The sequence below is a fragment of the Paenibacillus sp. FSL H3-0286 genome (assembly GCF_045040705.1).
GTDB classification, from domain to species: domain Bacteria; phylum Bacillota; class Bacilli; order Paenibacillales; family Paenibacillaceae; genus Paenibacillus_AQ; species Paenibacillus_AQ odorifer.
Genome location: NZ_CP150285.1, coordinates 6,098,624 through 6,116,765, shown reverse-complemented (window position 1 = coordinate 6,116,765; position 18,142 = coordinate 6,098,624). Strand labels below are relative to the sequence as shown.

10 protein-coding genes are annotated in these 18,142 nt (G+C 44.2%); 9 read left to right on the top strand and 1 reads right to left on the bottom strand.

Annotated features, from left to right (window positions below; genetic code table 11):
* Nucleotide 1: 1 nt before the first annotated feature.
* The 4 genes from MHB37_RS27180 to MHB37_RS27165 all read left to right on the top strand — a co-directional run bounded on the left by MHB37_RS27180 (nucleotide 2) and on the right by MHB37_RS27165 (nucleotide 9,970).
* Nucleotides 2-2,059: an iron ABC transporter permease gene (locus tag MHB37_RS27180; RefSeq protein WP_405168713.1), complete on the top strand. Its 2,058-nt coding sequence runs from the start codon at nucleotides 2-4 to the stop codon at nucleotides 2,057-2,059.
* Between the two features lie 545 nt (nucleotides 2,060-2,604).
* The gene (locus MHB37_RS27175) at nucleotides 2,605-4,677 is read left to right on the top strand and encodes a peptidoglycan D,D-transpeptidase FtsI family protein (RefSeq protein WP_405168712.1); all 2,073 of its coding nucleotides are present in this window, start codon (nucleotides 2,605-2,607) and stop codon (nucleotides 4,675-4,677) included.
* Nucleotides 4,678-4,856: 179 nt separating this feature from the next.
* Nucleotides 4,857-7,526: a copper amine oxidase N-terminal domain-containing protein gene (locus tag MHB37_RS27170; protein WP_405168711.1), complete on the top strand. Its 2,670-nt coding sequence runs from the start codon at nucleotides 4,857-4,859 to the stop codon at nucleotides 7,524-7,526.
* A gap of 197 nt (nucleotides 7,527-7,723) precedes the next feature.
* Nucleotides 7,724-9,970 carry an AraC family transcriptional regulator gene (locus MHB37_RS27165; RefSeq protein ID WP_076130455.1) on the top strand — a complete coding sequence of 749 codons (2,247 nt, stop codon included), beginning with the start codon at nucleotides 7,724-7,726 and terminating at the stop codon, nucleotides 9,968-9,970.
* Nucleotides 9,971-10,034: 64 nt separating this feature from the next.
* Here the strand turns inward: MHB37_RS27165 and MHB37_RS27160 are convergent, their stop codons facing one another.
* Nucleotides 10,035-10,919, bottom strand: coding sequence for a carbohydrate ABC transporter permease (locus MHB37_RS27160; protein WP_076130456.1), 885 nt, complete (start codon nucleotides 10,917-10,919; stop codon nucleotides 10,035-10,037).
* A 383-nt stretch (nucleotides 10,920-11,302) separates the two neighbouring features.
* Here MHB37_RS27160 and MHB37_RS27155 point away from each other — a divergent pair, with 383 nt between their 5' ends.
* The 5 genes from MHB37_RS27155 (at nucleotide 11,303) to MHB37_RS27135 (ending at nucleotide 18,094) form a co-directional block, all read left to right on the top strand.
* On the top strand, nucleotides 11,303-12,160 hold the full coding sequence (locus MHB37_RS27155) for an ABC transporter permease (RefSeq protein WP_370511181.1): 858 nt from the start codon (nucleotides 11,303-11,305) through the stop codon (nucleotides 12,158-12,160).
* Between the two features lie 88 nt (nucleotides 12,161-12,248).
* Complete coding sequence (locus MHB37_RS27150; RefSeq protein WP_076130457.1) at nucleotides 12,249-13,805, top strand: extracellular solute-binding protein; 1,557 nt, start codon at nucleotides 12,249-12,251, stop codon at nucleotides 13,803-13,805.
* 94 nt (nucleotides 13,806-13,899) lie between these two features.
* Nucleotides 13,900-15,057: a glycoside hydrolase family 88 protein gene (locus MHB37_RS27145; protein ID WP_340392820.1), complete on the top strand. Its 1,158-nt coding sequence runs from the start codon at nucleotides 13,900-13,902 to the stop codon at nucleotides 15,055-15,057.
* Nucleotides 15,058-15,062: 5 nt separating this feature from the next.
* Nucleotides 15,063-16,433: a glycoside hydrolase family 28 protein gene (locus MHB37_RS27140; protein WP_076130458.1), complete on the top strand. Its 1,371-nt coding sequence runs from the start codon at nucleotides 15,063-15,065 to the stop codon at nucleotides 16,431-16,433.
* A gap of 74 nt (nucleotides 16,434-16,507) precedes the next feature.
* Nucleotides 16,508-18,094, top strand: a complete 1,587-nt coding sequence (locus MHB37_RS27135; RefSeq protein ID WP_339244935.1) for a glycoside hydrolase family 43 protein — start codon at nucleotides 16,508-16,510, stop codon at nucleotides 18,092-18,094.
* Nucleotides 18,095-18,142: the final 48 nt, after the last annotated feature.

Genomic DNA, 18,142 nt, shown 5'->3' with positions numbered 1-18,142 from the left:
TATGAACGAAAAGAGTAGCAAAGAAGCCTCTATCGGCATGAACTGGCGGATCATTGGAATATTTGGGGGCGGCTTTGCCGTCCTCTTCATTCTGTTCGTTTTAAGTTTGGGCTTTGGGGAAGCCAAGATCCCTGCAGCTACTGTAATAGATGGCTTGCTGAATCGCCAAGATATAATTGAACATAATCTGCTCTGGGATATCCGCATGCCACGTACAGTTATTGGTCTGCTGGCCGGGGCTGCTCTGGCTGTGGCTGGGGCATTATTGCAAACTATAACGAAGAACCCGCTTGCTTCCTCAGATACACTTGGGATTAATGCCGGGGCATACTTTATGGTCGTGCTTGGTATGGTAGCTTTTCCTGCTTTGCAGCATGAGTTTCCATTTTTGTTGGCAGTTGCAGGGGGACTGCTTGCTGCTTTAGCCGCTTATTTATTGAGTGGAGGCAAGGCGGCCACACCTGTTCGGCTGGCTTTGTCAGGTATGATCGTCTCCATGGTGCTCGGAGCGTTTACATCGGCCATACATATTTTTAAAAGAACAGAAACACAAAATCTGTTTTTATGGGGTTCAGGTTCCCTAATCCAGTTGGATTGGGACGGTGTTATATATGCCTGGCCTTTTGTCGTAGTGCTGCTATTGGCAGCGATATTTGCCGGCAGACAATTTGATGCGCTGGAGCTCGATGAGTCAACGGCCCGTTCACTTGGACAGCGAGTAGGGTTAATTCGGGCGACGGGGCTTGGCCTATCGGTATTAATGGCTGCGGTTGTAGTCAGCGTGGTCGGCCCGATTGGCTTCGTCGGCTTAGTGGCTCCCCATCTTGTCCGGCTTAGTGGAATTCGCAAGCATCGCCTGCTCATTCCTGCAAGCGCGTTGTGGGGAGCCTTGCTCATCACGGCAGCGGATACGCTAGCGCGTGTAGTGCGAAGCAGTGTGGGTGAAATGCCTGTTGGTGCAGTTATGGCGATTATTGGAGCCCCGTGGCTCATTTGGCTGGTACTCACCAAGATGAAAAATATATCGGGCTCAGGCGCTGGCCAATCATCGATGAGTATCGGTGGGGCGGGACTGCGTCTGCGCTTTGTGCCGACGGCTATAGTTATGACTGTGCTGCTGATTGCTATTATCCTGGTAAGCTTATCATTTGGGGGAACAAAAATACCGATCAGCGAATTGCTGAGCAGTCTGTTCCATAGGGGGGATCAATCCTATTCCGTCCTGCTGAATTTACGGCTTCCCCGTACACTCGTAGCGGCTGCAGGAGGGATCGCACTTGCAATCAGTGGTGTACTGATTCAGAGTGCTGTTCGAAATCCACTGGCAGATGCCTCTATTATTGGTGTGACCTCAGGGGCTGGCTTTGGTGCTTTGGCCGTAATGACCGTTTGGCCAGCATTGACGGTATTTGCAGTTCCGCTTGCCGCAATCGTGGGTGGGGCACTGGCTGCAGCTTTTGTCTTTTTTATGGCCTGGCGCAGGTCCTTGAATCCATCGGTTCTGATCTTGCTTGGAATTGCAGTTTCTGCTATTGCCTCTGCCGGAATCCAGGTCATGATCGTCAAAGGAAGTTTATGGAGCAGTAGCTCCTTAATTTGGTTAACGGGTTCGACTTATGGACGAAGCTGGAATCAATTTTACATCCTATTTGCATTCCTGCTTGTACTTGTTCCGATTGCATACTATTTGGGCCGAAAATGCGATTTGTTGGCATTTGGTGACGAGAGTTCAACAGGATTGGGCTTGCCGGTTCGAGGAACGCGGCTTTGGGCTATGATTATCGGCGTTTTGCTTGCAGCGGGAGCCGTTGCAAGTGTGGGAACAATTGGCTTTCTCGGACTCATGGCGCCGCATGCGGTGCGGATGATGATTGGTCATCATACGAGACGCTCGATTGTTTTGTCAGGATTACTTGGCGGCTTGATGCTCGTCATTGCCGATACGCTCGGAAGAACCATAATGGCGCCGAAAGAAATCCCTTCAGGCCTTATTATTATGCTGATTGGGGCTCCGTATTTCTTGTTTTTAATGTACCGGTCACAGGTTAGAAAAGTGTAGATTTTGTTATAAGAAAAAATCAGAGGGTGCCCCATCAGCCGTAAAATGGCTGCTGGGCACCCCCTGATTAATTAGAGCTTGCTCCATCAAGAACGCCTCAAACATCGTTTCATCTGTTTAAAATTCCCCTTCCTTACGCTACAGCTATCGGACACAGATGACCTTAAACGCAGCTTTATTTCGCATTTGAAGTGACAACGGACCGCATAGTCGCTATTGGCATGAAAAGCACCCGATTTGCCCTTCTTCCTATGAAATAACGTCATTGGAGTCCGAAACCAAGCTCCAAAGGCTAAAAATGCGCATATAACGTCATCTGAGTCCGTAGGCCTCAACGAATGATGACAATTTATTGGTGCAGGCCACCAACGCCCATAAACAAAAAGCAGCGATTCTCCCATACCGGGGAAAGCTGCTTTTTTAATTGGATATTATCGATTTGTGAACAATTATTTAACTATTATTCTTAATTTTGTATATTTCCATTTGCTAGTTTATACTTTAATCTTATGCTGTAGAATTTTGGAAATAAGGAGTGGGATTATGTGAGGCTCTTCGACAGAAAAGGTGTACAAGACGACAGCAAAACTATTAACAACTCTGGCGAATTAAGAATCAACATTTTTTTCTTTAGCACTTTTATTATTTTTTGTGTGATTATCCTACGCCTTGCGGTCTTGCAATTTGTCGAAGGACCTACGTTATCTGAAGCTGAGGCTAATCGGGATACGAAAATAGTGGCATTATCGGCATTGAGAGGGAATATCCTCGCTGCTGATGGTGAGAAATTGGCATACTCAACGCCCGTTCAATCTTTGTACCTTACTTTGGATAAGGAATATACCGCAACAAAAACAGATAAAACTACGAAAAAAGTTACCTTAACTGCTGAGGCAAATAATAAATCAAAGGCGCTCGCCAGCAAGTTAGCAGAAGCCTTCGAAACTTATGGTGATCCTAATGAGAAAAAACTAACCACAGAAGAGATCCTTGAGTCTATGGATTTATATTCAAAAAAACTCTCTGGTTATGTAGCGAGAAGAATTAAATCAGGTTTAACTAAGAAAGAAATCGCTTATTTTTTAGAACACAAAAACGAATATCCAAACCTTGAAGTGATAGAGGAAAGCAGCAGGCATTATGATACCGATACGGTGGCTGTACAAGCTGTTGGCTACGTGAAATTTTCCAAATCCTCTACTAGTTTAGATCTTTATAAGGATGTACTTCAGGCGATGAAAAATAATCAGCACCCTGGACTTAACTATAAAGAGGATGAGCTAGTAGGCTTTGATGGCTTGGAGCTGCAATACCAGAAGGAGCTTCGGGGACAGAATGGTTATAAGGAAGTTTCTGTAGATCCGCAGAATATGGCAGAAAAAATTGTGAGTATTGAACCCCCGGTCAAAGGAAGCACTATCTGGACGACCCTTAATAAAAAAATTCAGCTGAAGACCGAAGAAGCCATTAAAGATCAGATTCAGTGGTTGCATTCACACACCGTTCAGGGAGAAACACATCCTGATGCTCTAACAGGTTACGCTGTAGCCATGGAAGTGGATACAGGTAATGTTATTGCTATGGCAAGTATGCCTGACTATGATACCAACAGCTGGGCTACGGGTTCGATCTCTCCAGAGGTGTATAAAAAAATTGAAAAGCATTACCAAAATGGAACAATAACTCCATACTCATCGGGAAGATCAGGGCATAATTTTGAATCTACTGTGCTGCTCGGTTCGACCATAAAACCATTGAGTGTGTTAATTGGCTTAAAAGAGGGCTTTATAAGTACTTCTTCTACCTATCAAGATAAAGGGATCACCTCATTTGGTAGAGAAGGACATGAGACTAATGTAAGGAACTCATCCAATCATGTATACGGCTCTTTGTATCCTTATACAGCCATTGAAAAATCTTCAAACGTATATATGGTTGATATGATCGGGAAAAAATTGTATGACAAATACAAGTCTAAGGGCATTGGGGTATGGGACACATATATGAAAGAATTCGGTCTAGGTGTTCCAACAGGGATAGGTTTACCAAGGGAATACTTGGGTGATCTGAATTATAAAGCTGAAGCTAAAGCGGGTTCAGTTCAGTCGGCACTTGTTTATGCTTCTTTTGGGCAGCAGGGACGTTATACCGTTCTTCAGTTGGCGCAATATGCGGCTACACTAGCCAATGAAGGGCAACGAATCAAACCACAGCTAGTAAGCAAGATCACGGACTCCAAAGGTAAAGTTATCAAAGAATTCAAACGGGAAGTGCTTGATGAAGTGACTACTTTCGATAAATCCTATTGGCGGGAAATAAAGAAAGGGATGAACAGTGACGTTAAAGGTGCCTTCGGTGATTTCCCCTATGATTTTGCACGTAAAACAGGGACTTCACAACAGACGGATAGTAAAAACATAAACCGTGATAACGGAGTATTTATAGCTTTTGCACCACGTGAAAATCCAAAGCTTGCTGTAGCTGTAGTTATTCCTGAAGGCGGATTTGGATCTAGCAGTGCAGCACCTGTAGCGAGAAAGATTTTTGATGCTTATGATTGGGAGTACGGATTGGATGGAATTCCGAAGAAAAATGTGGATAAAAGTATCAGCGAATAACACAAAGGAGAGAGCGCACACTGCGCTTTCTTTTTCTTTTTACAGAGCGGTTTGTGGCGGATCGAAGGAACGGGTTCCAGATTAAAATATTGTAACCATAATGCGTGAAACTTTTATCCTAGTAGGAGCGTCAAAAGGTTAGGAAAAAAATGTATTCGTCATTCCAGGAGGGTGAATCTGTGAAGAAGTTATGGATTTCTATTTTAGTGGGCTTATTAGTTTTGCCGATGATGTTTCAATCTTCAGTGAAAGCTGCTACTGCGCCCATCAGTATTTTTATTGATGGGGTTCGATTGTCCACAGATCAAGCACCGGTGATGGTAAATGGACGGACGATGGTACCCCTACGGGCAATCTTTGAAGCCTTTAATGCCACCATCAAGTGGAATCAGAAAACACAAACTGTAACTGCAACTAAAGATGATACAACGATTATGTTAAAGATTGGCTCAAAGACAGCCACGATTAACAATAAAGCTGTAACTCTAGATGTGCCGGGTCAGAATTTGAAAGGAAGAACGATGGTTCCTACACGGTTTGTAAGTGAGTCATTGGGTCATGATGTGGGTTGGAATCCAAGTACCAAAGTGGTGACCATAACGACTTCCGGCGGTAAAACTGGAACTGTAAATCCGGCATCGAATGTACAGTTAAAGGATGTAAGTGATAACGGTGACGGCCGTGATCTCCAGGTCAGCTTCACCCAATCTTCTAATGAAGCTCTTGTGGATCATTACCGGGTAATGATTGTAAAGGCTTGGAGCACTTTTAATATCTCATCTGCACAAAAGGTTACATCCGCCAATTATTCTACTGTTTTAGCTACAGGCACTAATCCTACGATTAGAATGACCGCAAATTCAAGGGATGTGGATGGTGACCTCATTAAAGGTAATCAAACCTATGTAGCTTATGTTTTCGCAGTGGGCAAAGGCAATAATACCAGCGCTCTCTCGTATAGTTCTTCGACTATATCGCTTAATACTAATACCGTAGTCGTTGCCCCAAGTAATGTACAAGTAAGTGATGTGAGCGATTATAGTGATGGCCGCGATTTAGCCGTAAGCTTTAATAAGGTATCGGATGAATCCAAGGTGAGTTCTTACCGGATATTTGTAGTCAAAGCTACTAATTATTCTTCTTTTAATTTGGCGGCAGCAAATGCTGTTAGCAGTTCAAATTACACACAGGTCAACAAAACAGGTTCCAATATCACCCAGATCTTATCGTCTGGAGCGAGGGATGTAGATGGAGCCCTCATTAAGACGGGAGTTGGTTACCGTGTGTTTGTTATGGGTGTAGATAGTGGCAGTAATACAGCCAATAATTTATTGTCTGCTGCTTCATCTGCGATTACGCTGTCCTCGGTCAATGTCTCTAATTTAAGTGTAAGCGACGTTAGTGACTTTGGAGATGGCCGTGATTTAAAAGTATCCTTTAACCACGCTACAGATGAAACGTATATTAGCCAGTACCGAATTCTAGTTGTGCCTACAGCTTATTCCAACAACTTTAGTTTATCTGAGGCGAATAATGTCTCCAGCTCTTACTACACAACGGTGAGCACAACAGGATCTAGCACCAGTCAAGTGTTAGCCTCGTCAGCAAGAGACGTGCGTGGTAATTTGATTAAGAATGGAACACCTTACAGAGTGTATGTGTTAACGATTGGAAGCGGGAAGAATTTGGGCACCAACATTCTCTCAACGGAGTCAACATTAATTACGTTGGCTGTTGACTACAATGTGAGTGCTGTCTACAATTTGGATGTAAGCGACGTAAATGACTATGATGATGGCCGGGATTTAAGAGTATCCTTTGACCACGCTACGAATGAAACGTATATTAGCCAGTATCGCATCCTGGTTGTACCTACTTCCTATTACAGCAGCTTTAGTTTATCTGACGCCAATAATGTGTACAGTTCCAACTACACAGTAGTGAGCACAACAGGATCCAGCACCAATCAAGTGTTAACCTCGTCATCAAGGGACGTGCGCGGTAACCTGATAAAGAGTGGAATCAATTACAGAGTATATGTTTTAACCGTCGGAAGCGGGAATTACTCGGGCAGCAATGTTCTTTCTTCTGGTTCACCTTTAATTACGTTGAATGTAGATTACAAATTGGCTCCTATTTCGAGCTTGGATGTAAGGGACGTTAATGATTACGAAGACGGCAGGGATTTAAAAGTATCCTTTAACCATGCCACAGATGAAACGTACATTAGCCAGTATCGAATCCTGATTGTACCTACTTCCTATTACAGCAGCTTTAGTTTAACCCAGGCAAATGCGGTTTCTAGCTCCAATTACACAGCGGTAGGCACTTCAGGAAATAACACCAGTCAAGTCTTGGATTCTTCAGCCAGAGACGTAAACGGAAATTTAATAAAGAGTGGAATCAGTTACAGAGTGTATGTGTTAACGATTGGCAGCGGCAAGTACTCAGGCACTAATGTGTTGTCCTCAGAGTCGAATGCCATAACTTTATCCACTAAGCTGCCGGTAACCTCTGTCACCAATGTAACGTACAGTGTGGATGAGGGTAAAATACTAGTAAGTTTCAACCGTTCCTCTAACGAGTCTAACATTTCGGAATATCGAATTCTGGTGGTTCCGTCTAAACAAGGTTTTGGTTCAGCGGAAGCAATTGAGGTGAAATCCTCGTATTATACGTCGATAACGCCTAACGGAACGAATCCTACAATTGTAGCCTCGAGAAGAGATGTTAATGGTGCATTAATTGTTAAAGGTGTTAAATATAAAGTATATGTTCTTGCGGTAGCCAATAATAATGGCGTGCAGAGTGGTGGTCTTTCGGATTCAACGGAAGAGATTGAAATATAAGGATAGTGAATAAAGGCATTATAATATAAGGCAAAAACCTTCATTGAGCACTGGGCTTGATGAAGCGCTTTTTGCTTTGTTTTTTTGTTTTCTATTTTTTATAAAAATAGGGTTGCGATTATACACATTTAAAACATTTGGTTTAACCTATTGGAAGCGCTATAATTGAAAATAATTACATGCTTAAGGAGTCTATCATGAAAAGAGGCAGGATATTCTACAAGATTTTTGTTCCTATTCTGGTGCTGGGAATTGGCCTGGTTATTAGCTTCGGTGGCTATATTTATCTGACGACGATTAATTCGGTAAATGAAAGAGTAGCGGATGATAAACAGAGTTTAATTACTCAAATTAAAAACACCCTGGAACAGAAAATTCAGACCATTGAATACGCTTTTAATACTTACAGTACCACCAGTTCCTTCAGGGAGGTCGTGCAAAATCCGATCACCGAGCAGGATTTTGAGAAGTATCGCGAGATTAATTCCCAGCTTAACTACATTGCCAGCATGGGGATGGATTTTGTTAATTATTCTCTAATCAGTTTGGAGCAGAAATGGCAGATTTCCAATGGTAAGCTTTCACATTTAACGGAAGAAGAGAGCAGGACACTTTATGAGAGCTATATTAATAACCGTAGCCGGGGGTTGTTTTGGGTTAAGACGGATAAGGGTATCCGCTTTGTAAATACCCTGCCGGTATTCTCACAGACCAAACAGGCGATTGCCTTATCTGATATATCCCTTCAGACCTTGCAGAGCACCCTTCAGACCGAAGGAAACACACCGGTGTTTATTCTTAACCGGGAGGGTGAGCTTTTATATGAGTCGGAAACTGGAAAGTCCCTGCTGACTAATAATCAACTTAGCCATATCACTAATGTTGCCGGAGGCGGGGGGCAATTGGGGACGATTGCCATGGAGCGGGCTGATCACCAATCGATAAAAGCTATTTATGCTAAATCTTCTTATAATAATTGGATTTACGTAACTATTTTGGATAAATCAGAAATTTCTGATGCACTAAAGACAACCCGATTCGGGATTGTGATGATGGTACTGCTTATTACGTTGTTGATTGCGGTAGTCGCTTATGTGATCTCTTTGTATTTCACCAAGCCATTCCGGCAGATTCAGCGCCGATTATTGCCTGCCAATGCGGAGCTAGAGCCTAAGAATGAGGTAGACTGGATTATTAATTCGATTGATACCATCTTATCGGAGAAAGAAAGCCTAGAGGGTCTGATTGAGTCTGAGATGCCTAAGTTGGAAACTCAGTTTATTCTAAATCTGTTTCGTAGCCGGATATCCCAAGAAGAGCTTAATCTGGGTTTGCCTCGTTTCGGTTATGAGCTGTCACAGAATTCGGTGTACGCAACGCTGCTAATACAGCTGGATAACTATGGGGAACGGCAGGCTAGTGATAAGGATCTTCTGCTTGTAGCGGTTAACAAACTGGTGGAAGAGCTGATTCCGCAGGAGAGGCGGATGATTCCTATCTTATTAAATGACCGTACACAAGCGACTATCCTGATCTTTGAGGGAGCGAATGAACAGGAGAACCGGAGAATAGCACTGGACTATGCCAAGACAATTATTCGAACAGCTAGAGAGATCCTGAAACTATCCATTAGCGTTGGAATCAGCAATTTTTATGATAATTTATTGTTTAGTAGGGAAGCTTGCGAGATGAGTAAGCAGGCGCTGCATCATCGTTTAAATCTGGGCAAAGAGTCTATCATCTTCTATGAGGATATATCGAAGGTGATCTCGGGTCCAGTTCTACTGCATTATCCGTCTGAGTTTGAGTCCCAGTTATTTGACGCGATTCGGATTGGAGATGAAGAACAAGTCTCCTGTTCTCTGTATCCATTACTCGGGGAAATGATGAAGCACAGTAAGAACCCTTTGAATTTCGAAGTCACATTAATACGTTTCGTCAACAATCTGATTCAGCTGGAGCAGCTGCTGGGTGTAGAGGTTCTGCTGACAGAGGACAATTCTACGTTGTATCACCGATTGTTAGACATCCGTAATCCGGAAGAGATCGAACGCATTTTGGTCAAAGAAGTTATCCATCCGATGGTGACCAGCGTTAAGGAGAAGACAGACCGTCAGTTCCGCCTCTTATCCGATAAAATTGCGGTGATTGTCCGCTCGGAATTTGATCAGGACTTAACGCTAGAATTAATTGGTGATCGCCTCCATTACAGTCCGAACTATTTAAGCAGTATTTTCAAAAAAGAGTACGGGATGACGTTTAGCGAGTATCTAATGAACTATCGTCTGGAAATGGCTAAGAAGTGGCTGGTGGAAACGGATATGACCATTAAAGAGATTGCTGAAAGGCTGCAGTACCATAATCCACAGAACTTTATTCGATCCTTCCGTAAAAAAGAACATGTAACACCAGGTGCATACCGAACCCAGAAACAGGAGAAGTAAGGCGCTGAACACAAACAGCCAGCCCCGGGAGACCGGGGCTGGCTGTTTGTGCAGCTGCAATGTTTTAGCCTTTTACAGAACCCAGCAGGGCTCCTTTGGTGAAGTGTTTTTGTACGAAAGGATAGGCGAGCAGCATTGGAACGGTTGCGACTACGATAACCGCCATTTTGATGGTTTGAGCAGGTGGGATAATATCAACAGAAGCATTATCTCCCTGCATCCCGCTGGCGACGATAACAATTTGGCGCAGCAGGACTTGAATAGGCCACTTAGTGGAGTCTGTCATATATAAAATTGCACTCATATAAGTGTTCCAGTAAGCTACCCCGTAGAACAAGGAGAGGGTCGCGATAGATGGCATCGCCAGCGGAAGCATGATTTTGAAAAATACACCAAAATCATTAGAGCCGTCAATCTTGGCTGATTCCTCTAGCCCTTCCGGCAGCGCCTGGAAGAAGTTACGCATGATGATCAGGTTAAAAGCATTGATCGCAACAGGCATGATCATGGACCAGTAGGAATCGATTAATCCGAAATATTTAACTACCAGGAAAGTAGGGATCATTCCCCCGCTGAAGAGCATGGAGAACACGATTACGAAATTGATGAAATCTCTTCCGTATAGATATTTTCTAGATAATCCATAAGCCATTAAAGAGGTAAGAACCATACTGACAACTGTACCCACTAAGGTTACACCGATGGATACGCCAAGCCCTTTAAAAATAGTAGGCGTTGACAGTATATAACGGTAAGCATCCAAAGAGAATGTCGTCGGGAACAGGATGAAGCTTTTTTCTACTACCTCCTGTGTTGAAGCAAAGGAACTGGCAAACACATTGACAAAGGGTAAAAGACAGGCTAGGGCAATGAGTGTAAGCAGTGTGGTATTTACAATAGTAAACAGCCGGCTACCCATATTTTCTTTTTTAAAAGATGATTGCGACATGCAGATATCCTCCTTGTAATCGTTTCATTGAAACTTTAACAGGGGTCTGTTATTCCGTATATAATCATTAGCTTGGGCTTTGTTTTGGGAGGAAAAAGCGTGATAAGGCATAGATGATCTTTATGTATTGTAGTAATCACTATAAGATGCACGGGCCTGGAAAACCTTATAGCTGTAGGGTTCTTGGAGTATCAGTATCTGATGATTATATACGTAATGGACGAATGATCGTAATCTGGGAATCGTAAAGAAACGCGATCAAGGAGGCCGATCAGGTGAAAGAGGCAAACGTCACCATGCTGAACACGAAAGTTAATCCAGTAAGAAAAAAGCGAACGGGGCCTAGCTGGCTGAGTTTAAAAAGAAACAAGTTATTGTATCTGATGATACTCCCGGGATTTTTGTATTTTGTTATTTTTAAGTACCTGCCTATGGGCGGTCTTATCATTGCATTTCAGGACTATCAGCCGTTTCTGGGTATAGCGGATAGCCCGTGGGTAGGGTTTAAGCATTTCGTCCGATTGTTTACAGAACCTACCTTCTTTATGCTATTGAGTAATACACTTATCCTGTTTGCATTAAACATTGTTATTTTCTTCCCACTACCTATTATAGTGGCGCTGATGCTTAACGAAGTTCAGCACAAGTTATTTAAGAGCACCATTCAAACGATTATTTATATCCCCCATTTCATGTCATGGGTTATCATCGTCTCCATTTCCTATGTATTTATGAATGTGGATGGAGGGGTGCTGAATGAGATGTTGGCGGCCCTTGGGATGCAGAAGATCAGCTTTTTGACTTCTCCTGAGTGGTTGCGTACCGTGTATATCGGACAGATCATTTGGAAAGAAATTGGTTGGTCAACCATTATTTATTTGGCAGCCATTACCGTAGTGGATACGCAGTTATATGAAGCAGCTGAGATGGATGGAGCGGCAAGATTGCGCAAAACATGGCATATCACCCTGCCGGCAATTCGCCCAATCATTATTACCTTGCTTATTCTGAAGATTGGCCACACGCTGGATCTGGGCTTTGAGCATATGTACTTGCTGATCAATTCCTTGAACCGCGAAGTTGGAGAAATTTTCGATACCTATATCTATACAGCTGGTTTAAAGAACGGACAATTGAGTTTCAGTACCACAGTAGGTCTGTTCAAGGGTGTGGTTGGCTTGATTCTCGTTATGCTGTCGAACAAGTTAGCCAAAAAAATCGGCGAAGATGGTGTTTACTAGGCTTCACAGTATGCTGAATTCTTACCTCTGCCTTAAGGGCAGAGGTGGAAGATACAACACAAATACATTAGTAAAAGGGGTAATGTTGATGAATCGCAATTACAAAAAAATTGCAGCCTTAATGTTGTGTAGCGGGTTAGTACTCACTGCATGCGGAGGAGGCAATAACGCGAAGGAGTCAAATTCTTCAAATGAGGGAACGAATTCAACGGCTAAAACAACTGCTGCACCTGCAGATGTGCTAGATGCTAAAGCAAAGATTAGCTGGCTGAACATTTTACAAACGTCTACAACACCAACGGGTCCTATTCTGGACAAAATTGAAGAATTGACGAATACAGAGATTGAATTCTCATGGATTCCGGATCCTTCCAAAGAAGAACGTATTAATACTTCATTAGCATCGAATTCCCTAGCAGACATCGTTACCCTGACTATTCTTGATAACTCTTCTGTACGTAATGCACTGAAGGCCGGCATGTTCTGGGAAGTAAGTCCTTATCTTGATGAGTTCCCGAATTTGGCTAAAATTTCACAGGATACACGTACATCGGCATCGATTGCAGGTAAGCTGTACGGGGTTCCTTTCCAGAAGTCCTTGGCTAGAAACGGCGTTGTTCTCCGTAAAGATTGGCTGGATAAGCTTGGACTGCAGGTTCCAAAAACAACAGATGAGTTGATGGAAGTTGCGAAAGCGTTTACCGAAAAAGACCCTGATGGTAATGGCAAAAAGGATACCACAGGCTTCATGGACCGCAGCGATCTTGTATATGGAGCATTTAAGACATTGGGCTCATACTTTGGAACACCGAACTATTGGAGTGTAGATGATGCGGGTAAAATGACACCGGAGTTCGATACAGAGGCTTATGTCAAGACCATGGATTATATGAAGACTCTTTATGATGGTGGTTATATCAATCAGGATTTCGCTGTGACGGCTAAAACAGATCAGCAGCAGAATTTTGCGCAAGGAAAGGCTGGAATTTATGTGGGTGCCTTGTTTGACAGCAAGAACCTGCTGAATCTGTCTAAAGGCATACAGGATGGTATGGATTTGGTTATGGTTAACGATATCACTTCCACCGGTAATGAAGCGGATCGCGCCATCTGGGCTGGTAATAACGGAATTGGGGGACTGTTGTCTTTCCCGAAATCCGAAGTCAAGGATGAAAATGAGTTAAGACGGATCTTGAAATTTGTTAATGATCTTATGAATGAAGATGTCTATGGCTTGATGACTTATGGTATTAAGGATGTCCACTATACAATCGATGGAGAACAAGCGGTTACGATTAAGGATACAGATCTCTGGAAGCAAGAAGTTCAGCCATTTTCGGCATCTCGTCCATTAGAGAATGGATTCATTATCCATGATGCTGATCCACTCAAAGTTGAAGCTGATAAGCTGATCGTTGAGAATGCTAAATATGCTGTACTGAATCCTGCTTACTCTCTGGAATCTGAGACCTATTCTACTCAAGGATCTGAGTTGCAGAAGATTATGACAGATGCCACTTATAAATATATCCTAGGCAAAATTGATTTGGACGGATTTAAAGCTGAGGTTGAAAAGTGGAAGAAATCCGGCGGCAGCAAAATCATTACTGAATATGAAGCTGCTTATAAAGCTGTAAATCCTTAAGAAGTACTACAGACTATATTCTAAGAAAATAGTAGAGGGGTCCTAAATGGGGAGGCTGCGTTTAGGACCATATCTATTCAAACAGGAGGAAAAAATGAAAGACAACAATGCACTTAGGAGTATGGGCTGGGGTGTTCGAATGGCAGATTCGATTATGGAGCGAACGCCAAGATTATATGAGGATAACGGATATCATGGAAAATGGTCTTATGATTATGGAGTCATCTTGAAGGGTTTTGAGCTGCTGTGGAGACAGACCGGGCAGGTTAAATATTATCAATTCATCAAAGATAATATGGATTATTTTATTGAGGAAGACGGCTCTGTGAAGGGATATCGCCTGAGCGAACATAATATTGATCACTTAAATAACGGAAAGATCCTATTTGTGCTCCATAAAGAAACTGGGTTAGCGAAATATAAAATGGCTGCAGATTTATTAAGAAAGCAGATAACAACGCATCCTCGAACCTCAGAAGGTGCGTTTTGGCATAAGAATGTATATCCTTATCAGATTTGGCTGGATGGCTTGTATATGGGCTCTCCTTTCTATCTGGAGTATTTACTTGAGTATGAAGGCGGCAAGGGTTTGGACGATGTGACCCGGCAATTTATTCTGTGCGAGCGTCATACCAAGGATGCTGAGACGGGTCTCCTGTTTCACGCATGGGATGAAAAGCGGGTACAGCCGTGGTGCGATCCTGAAACGGGGTTGTCTCCGAACTTTTGGGGGCGTTCGCTGGGGTGGTATGTGATGGCGCTAGTGGATGTACTCGGCATGCTCCCTAAGGAACACGCGGATTATGAGATCGTGGCACGTATACTGACAGATACGCTGACAGCGCTTCGTCAGGTTCAGGATGCGGATGCTGGAGTATGGTATCAGGTTGTAAACATGGGCGGCCGTAAAGGCAATTATTTGGAGGCTTCCGCCTCTAGCATGATCACCTATGCAATGGCTAAGGGCATTCGGATTGGTGTACTCGATGATAGTTGGTTCGAGACTCTTGACCGTGCTTATCAAGGTCTTATTGCTGAATTTGTGCTGGAAACCAAAAATGGCTGGGTTAACCTGAATAAAAACTGCCAGGTCGCTGGACTCGGTGGTGAGGACCGGAGAGATGGTACTTACGCCTATTATATCAGTGAACCGATCGTAACCAATGATCAGAAGGGGCTTGGCGCATTTCTCCTGGCTTGTGGAGAATATGAATATTTGCAGCGTCCCGCCGTGACGAAAGGAAGCGAGTGAAGCACATGTCTATCTACAATATAAATGACTACGGAGCGCATCCTAATAGTGCAGAGCCTTCAACGGAAGCGATAGCCAGTGCCATTCATGCGGCAAGCGAGGCAGGGGGAGGAACAGTTTATGTTCCTTCCGGGCACTATCAGACGGGTGCTATCTTCATGAAAAGCAATATTGAGCTGAAGCTCAGTCCTGGAGCTGTGCTTAGCTTCAGCTCTGATCCTAACGATTATCCGGTGGTGGATTCCCGTTGGGAGGGTGTGAAGCAGAACGTCCATGCTTCATGTATTTTTGGAATAAATCTAGAGAATGTATCGGTTACAGGTGCAGGCAAGCTGGATGGAAGGGGCGCACCTTGGTGGGATAAACATCGGAATTCTCCTGATTCACTGCTGTATCCCCGCCCGAAGCTTATCAGCTTCGACAACTGCCGTAGAGTCACGCTCAGAGATCTGACACTCGTGAACTCCCCAAGCTGGACTGTGAATCCTATCTGTTGCCATGATGTTACGATTGATAATCTGTCGATCTATAATCCGGCGGATTCGCCTAATACAGACGGTATTGACCCAGAATCCTGTGTGAATGTCCGCATCAGCAACTGCAATATCGATGTGGGTGATGACTGCATCGCCATTAAAGCAGGGACGGAGGATACGAAGGAGCGGGTTGCCTGCGAGAATATCACGATAACTAACTGCACGATGATTCATGGTCATGGCGGTGTGGTGCTGGGAAGCGAAATGAGCGGAGATATCCGTAATATCGTGATCAGCAATTGCGTGTTCAAGCAGACGGACCGCGGCATTCGGCTGAAGTCCAGACGCGGGCGCGGAGGTGTTGTCGAAGATATTCGTGTCAGCAATATCGTGATGGAGGACGTGATCTGTCCGTTTATTCTTAATCTTTATTATTTCTGCGGACCACGTGGTAAGGACAAATATGTATGGGATAAGAATCCTTATCCGGTGACGGAGGAGACCCCCTGCTTCCGACGGATTCATTTTGCTAATATTACTGCTCGGAATGTTCACGCGGCTGCAGGTTTTCTTTACGGCCTTGCGGAGCAATACATTTCAGAAATTACCTTTTCCGATATTGATATTTCCATGGCAGAGAATGCAATCCCTGGTCGTCCAGCCATGATGTCAGGAATCCAGGATATGAACAACCGTGGGTTTTATCTGGGCAACGTAAGAGATATCCGCTTCCGCCAAGTGACGATCGAGAATCATGAAGGACCGGCTTTTTATATTGAAAATGGAGAAACGGTAGATATCACCGGCTGCCAATCGAGAAACACCCGTAAAGTGGAAGAATTAGTGCAGCAGGTAACCGTTATCCCGTCACAGGAAGATCTAAGTGAGCAGACAGACTGATAATTGACAGGATAGACCGCAGATTTGCTTAGGGTGAAGGGTGCGGATGTATGGAAATAGGAAGGAGTATGAAGATGATTACAGATAATATTCAGACTGGAGTTATTCACAATCCCATATTAAAAGGCTTCAATCCTGACCCTTGTATTGTAAGAGCGGGGGAGATGTACTATATTGCTGTTTCTTCTTTTGAATGGCTGCCCGGTGTGAGGGTGTATCAATCAGCGGACTTAGCAGACTGGGAGCATTGCACAGATATTCTGACTCATCAGGTAGATCTGCGGGGAAATCCGAAAAATTGCAGTATCTGGGCTCCACAGCTTAGTTATTATGACGGTTTGTTTTATCTGATTTATACCGATGTTAAGAGCACCAAACGGCCTTTTAAAGACTGTCATAACTATCTGATCACTGCGGAGGGTATTGAGGGACCTTGGTCTGAACCGGTATACCTAAACAGCAGCGGGTTCGATCCATCTCTGTACCATGATGAGGATGGGCGCAAATGGCTGCTGAATGAGCTGTGGGATTACCGGATTACGGAAGGCAATAAGTCCTGCGGGATTGTAATTCAGGAGTACGATCCAGAGCAGTGCCAATTAATAGGTGAACCTGTGAAAATCTTTGATTGCACGCCGCTGAAGAAGACGGAAGCGCCGCATATTTACAAGCGGGGAGGTTATTACTACTTAATTACGGCAGAAGGCGGCACTGGATCGGGGCATGCCGTAACCGTAGCGCGCTCCAAGGCGCTGCTTGGTCCGTATGAGGTGGATCCGCTCAATCCGATGTTGACCTCACGGGATAATCCCGAGCTGCCGCTTCAATGTGCAGGCCATGGAAGTCTGGTAGAGACACCAGAAGGTGAATGGTATATGGCCCATTTGTGTACGCGACCCCTTGAAGGCGAATACGCCATACTGGGGAGAGAGACTGCCGTTCAGCAGGTGCACTGGAATGAGGAGGGCTGGTTAAGACTAACCTCAGGCGGAAATACACCACAGCTCAAGGTACCAGCACCTAAAGGAACACAGTTCCTGAACCAAGTGCGGACGCTTGAATTTGAGGATGATTTTAACGGCCCAGAATTGAAAAAGAACTGGAATACATTGCGGATTCCTATGAATGAAAGCTGGTGTTCCCTTGCTGAAAGACCGGGCTGGTTAAGAATCAGGGCCGGGGAGTCCGTGCAGAGTCTGTTTGAGCATCATATTCTGGCTATTCGCCAGACGGATATAAGCTTCCGCGCTGAAACAGCGCTTGAATATGAACCGAATACTTATCTGCAGATGGCAGGACTACTGTTATACCTGAATGAGGATAACTATCTTTATGCGTATATCAGCCATGAAGAAGGACGTGGCAAGGTGCTGCGGTTAATGCGCTGTCAGCGCGATGAATTCACTGCGGAGCCTGTAATGATTGAACTAAATGCAAGGGAGACAGTGCGGATCGCGGTTGAGGTGCAGGAAGTGACTGGGCAATTTGTTTATCTTAAGGGTGACGATACGGAGTGGAAGCCACTTGGCGATCCGCAGAATATCAGCTTTTTGTCGGGAGGCTTCACTGGGAACTTTGTTGGCATTGCGGCGCATGATATGCAGCAGTTCGGTGGCAGCAGTGCTGATTTCGCATATTTCCGTTATCAGGGCAAGGAATAATACACACGGCTTTACTAAGGAAGGGGTTGCTCTGAGGACAGGGCCCCC

What these genes read in the sequence shown, in the direction of transcription:
- MHB37_RS27155 (WP_370511181.1), top strand. Translation starts at nt 11,303, where the DNA reads ATGATACTCCCGGGATTTTTGTATTTTGTTATTTTTAAGTACCTGCCT.
- MHB37_RS27165 (WP_076130455.1), top strand. Translation starts at nt 7,724, where the DNA reads ATGAAAAGAGGCAGGATATTCTACAAGATTTTTGTTCCTATTCTGGTG.
- MHB37_RS27160 (WP_076130456.1), bottom strand. Translation starts at nt 10,919, where the DNA reads ATGTCGCAATCATCTTTTAAAAAAGAAAATATGGGTAGCCGGCTGTTT.
- MHB37_RS27180 (WP_405168713.1), top strand. Translation starts at nt 2, where the DNA reads ATGAACGAAAAGAGTAGCAAAGAAGCCTCTATCGGCATGAACTGGCGG.
- MHB37_RS27150 (WP_076130457.1), top strand. Translation starts at nt 12,249, where the DNA reads ATGAATCGCAATTACAAAAAAATTGCAGCCTTAATGTTGTGTAGCGGG.
- MHB37_RS27135 (WP_339244935.1), top strand. Translation starts at nt 16,508, where the DNA reads ATGATTACAGATAATATTCAGACTGGAGTTATTCACAATCCCATATTA.
- MHB37_RS27140 (WP_076130458.1), top strand. Translation starts at nt 15,063, where the DNA reads ATGTCTATCTACAATATAAATGACTACGGAGCGCATCCTAATAGTGCA.
- MHB37_RS27145 (WP_340392820.1), top strand. Translation starts at nt 13,900, where the DNA reads ATGAAAGACAACAATGCACTTAGGAGTATGGGCTGGGGTGTTCGAATG.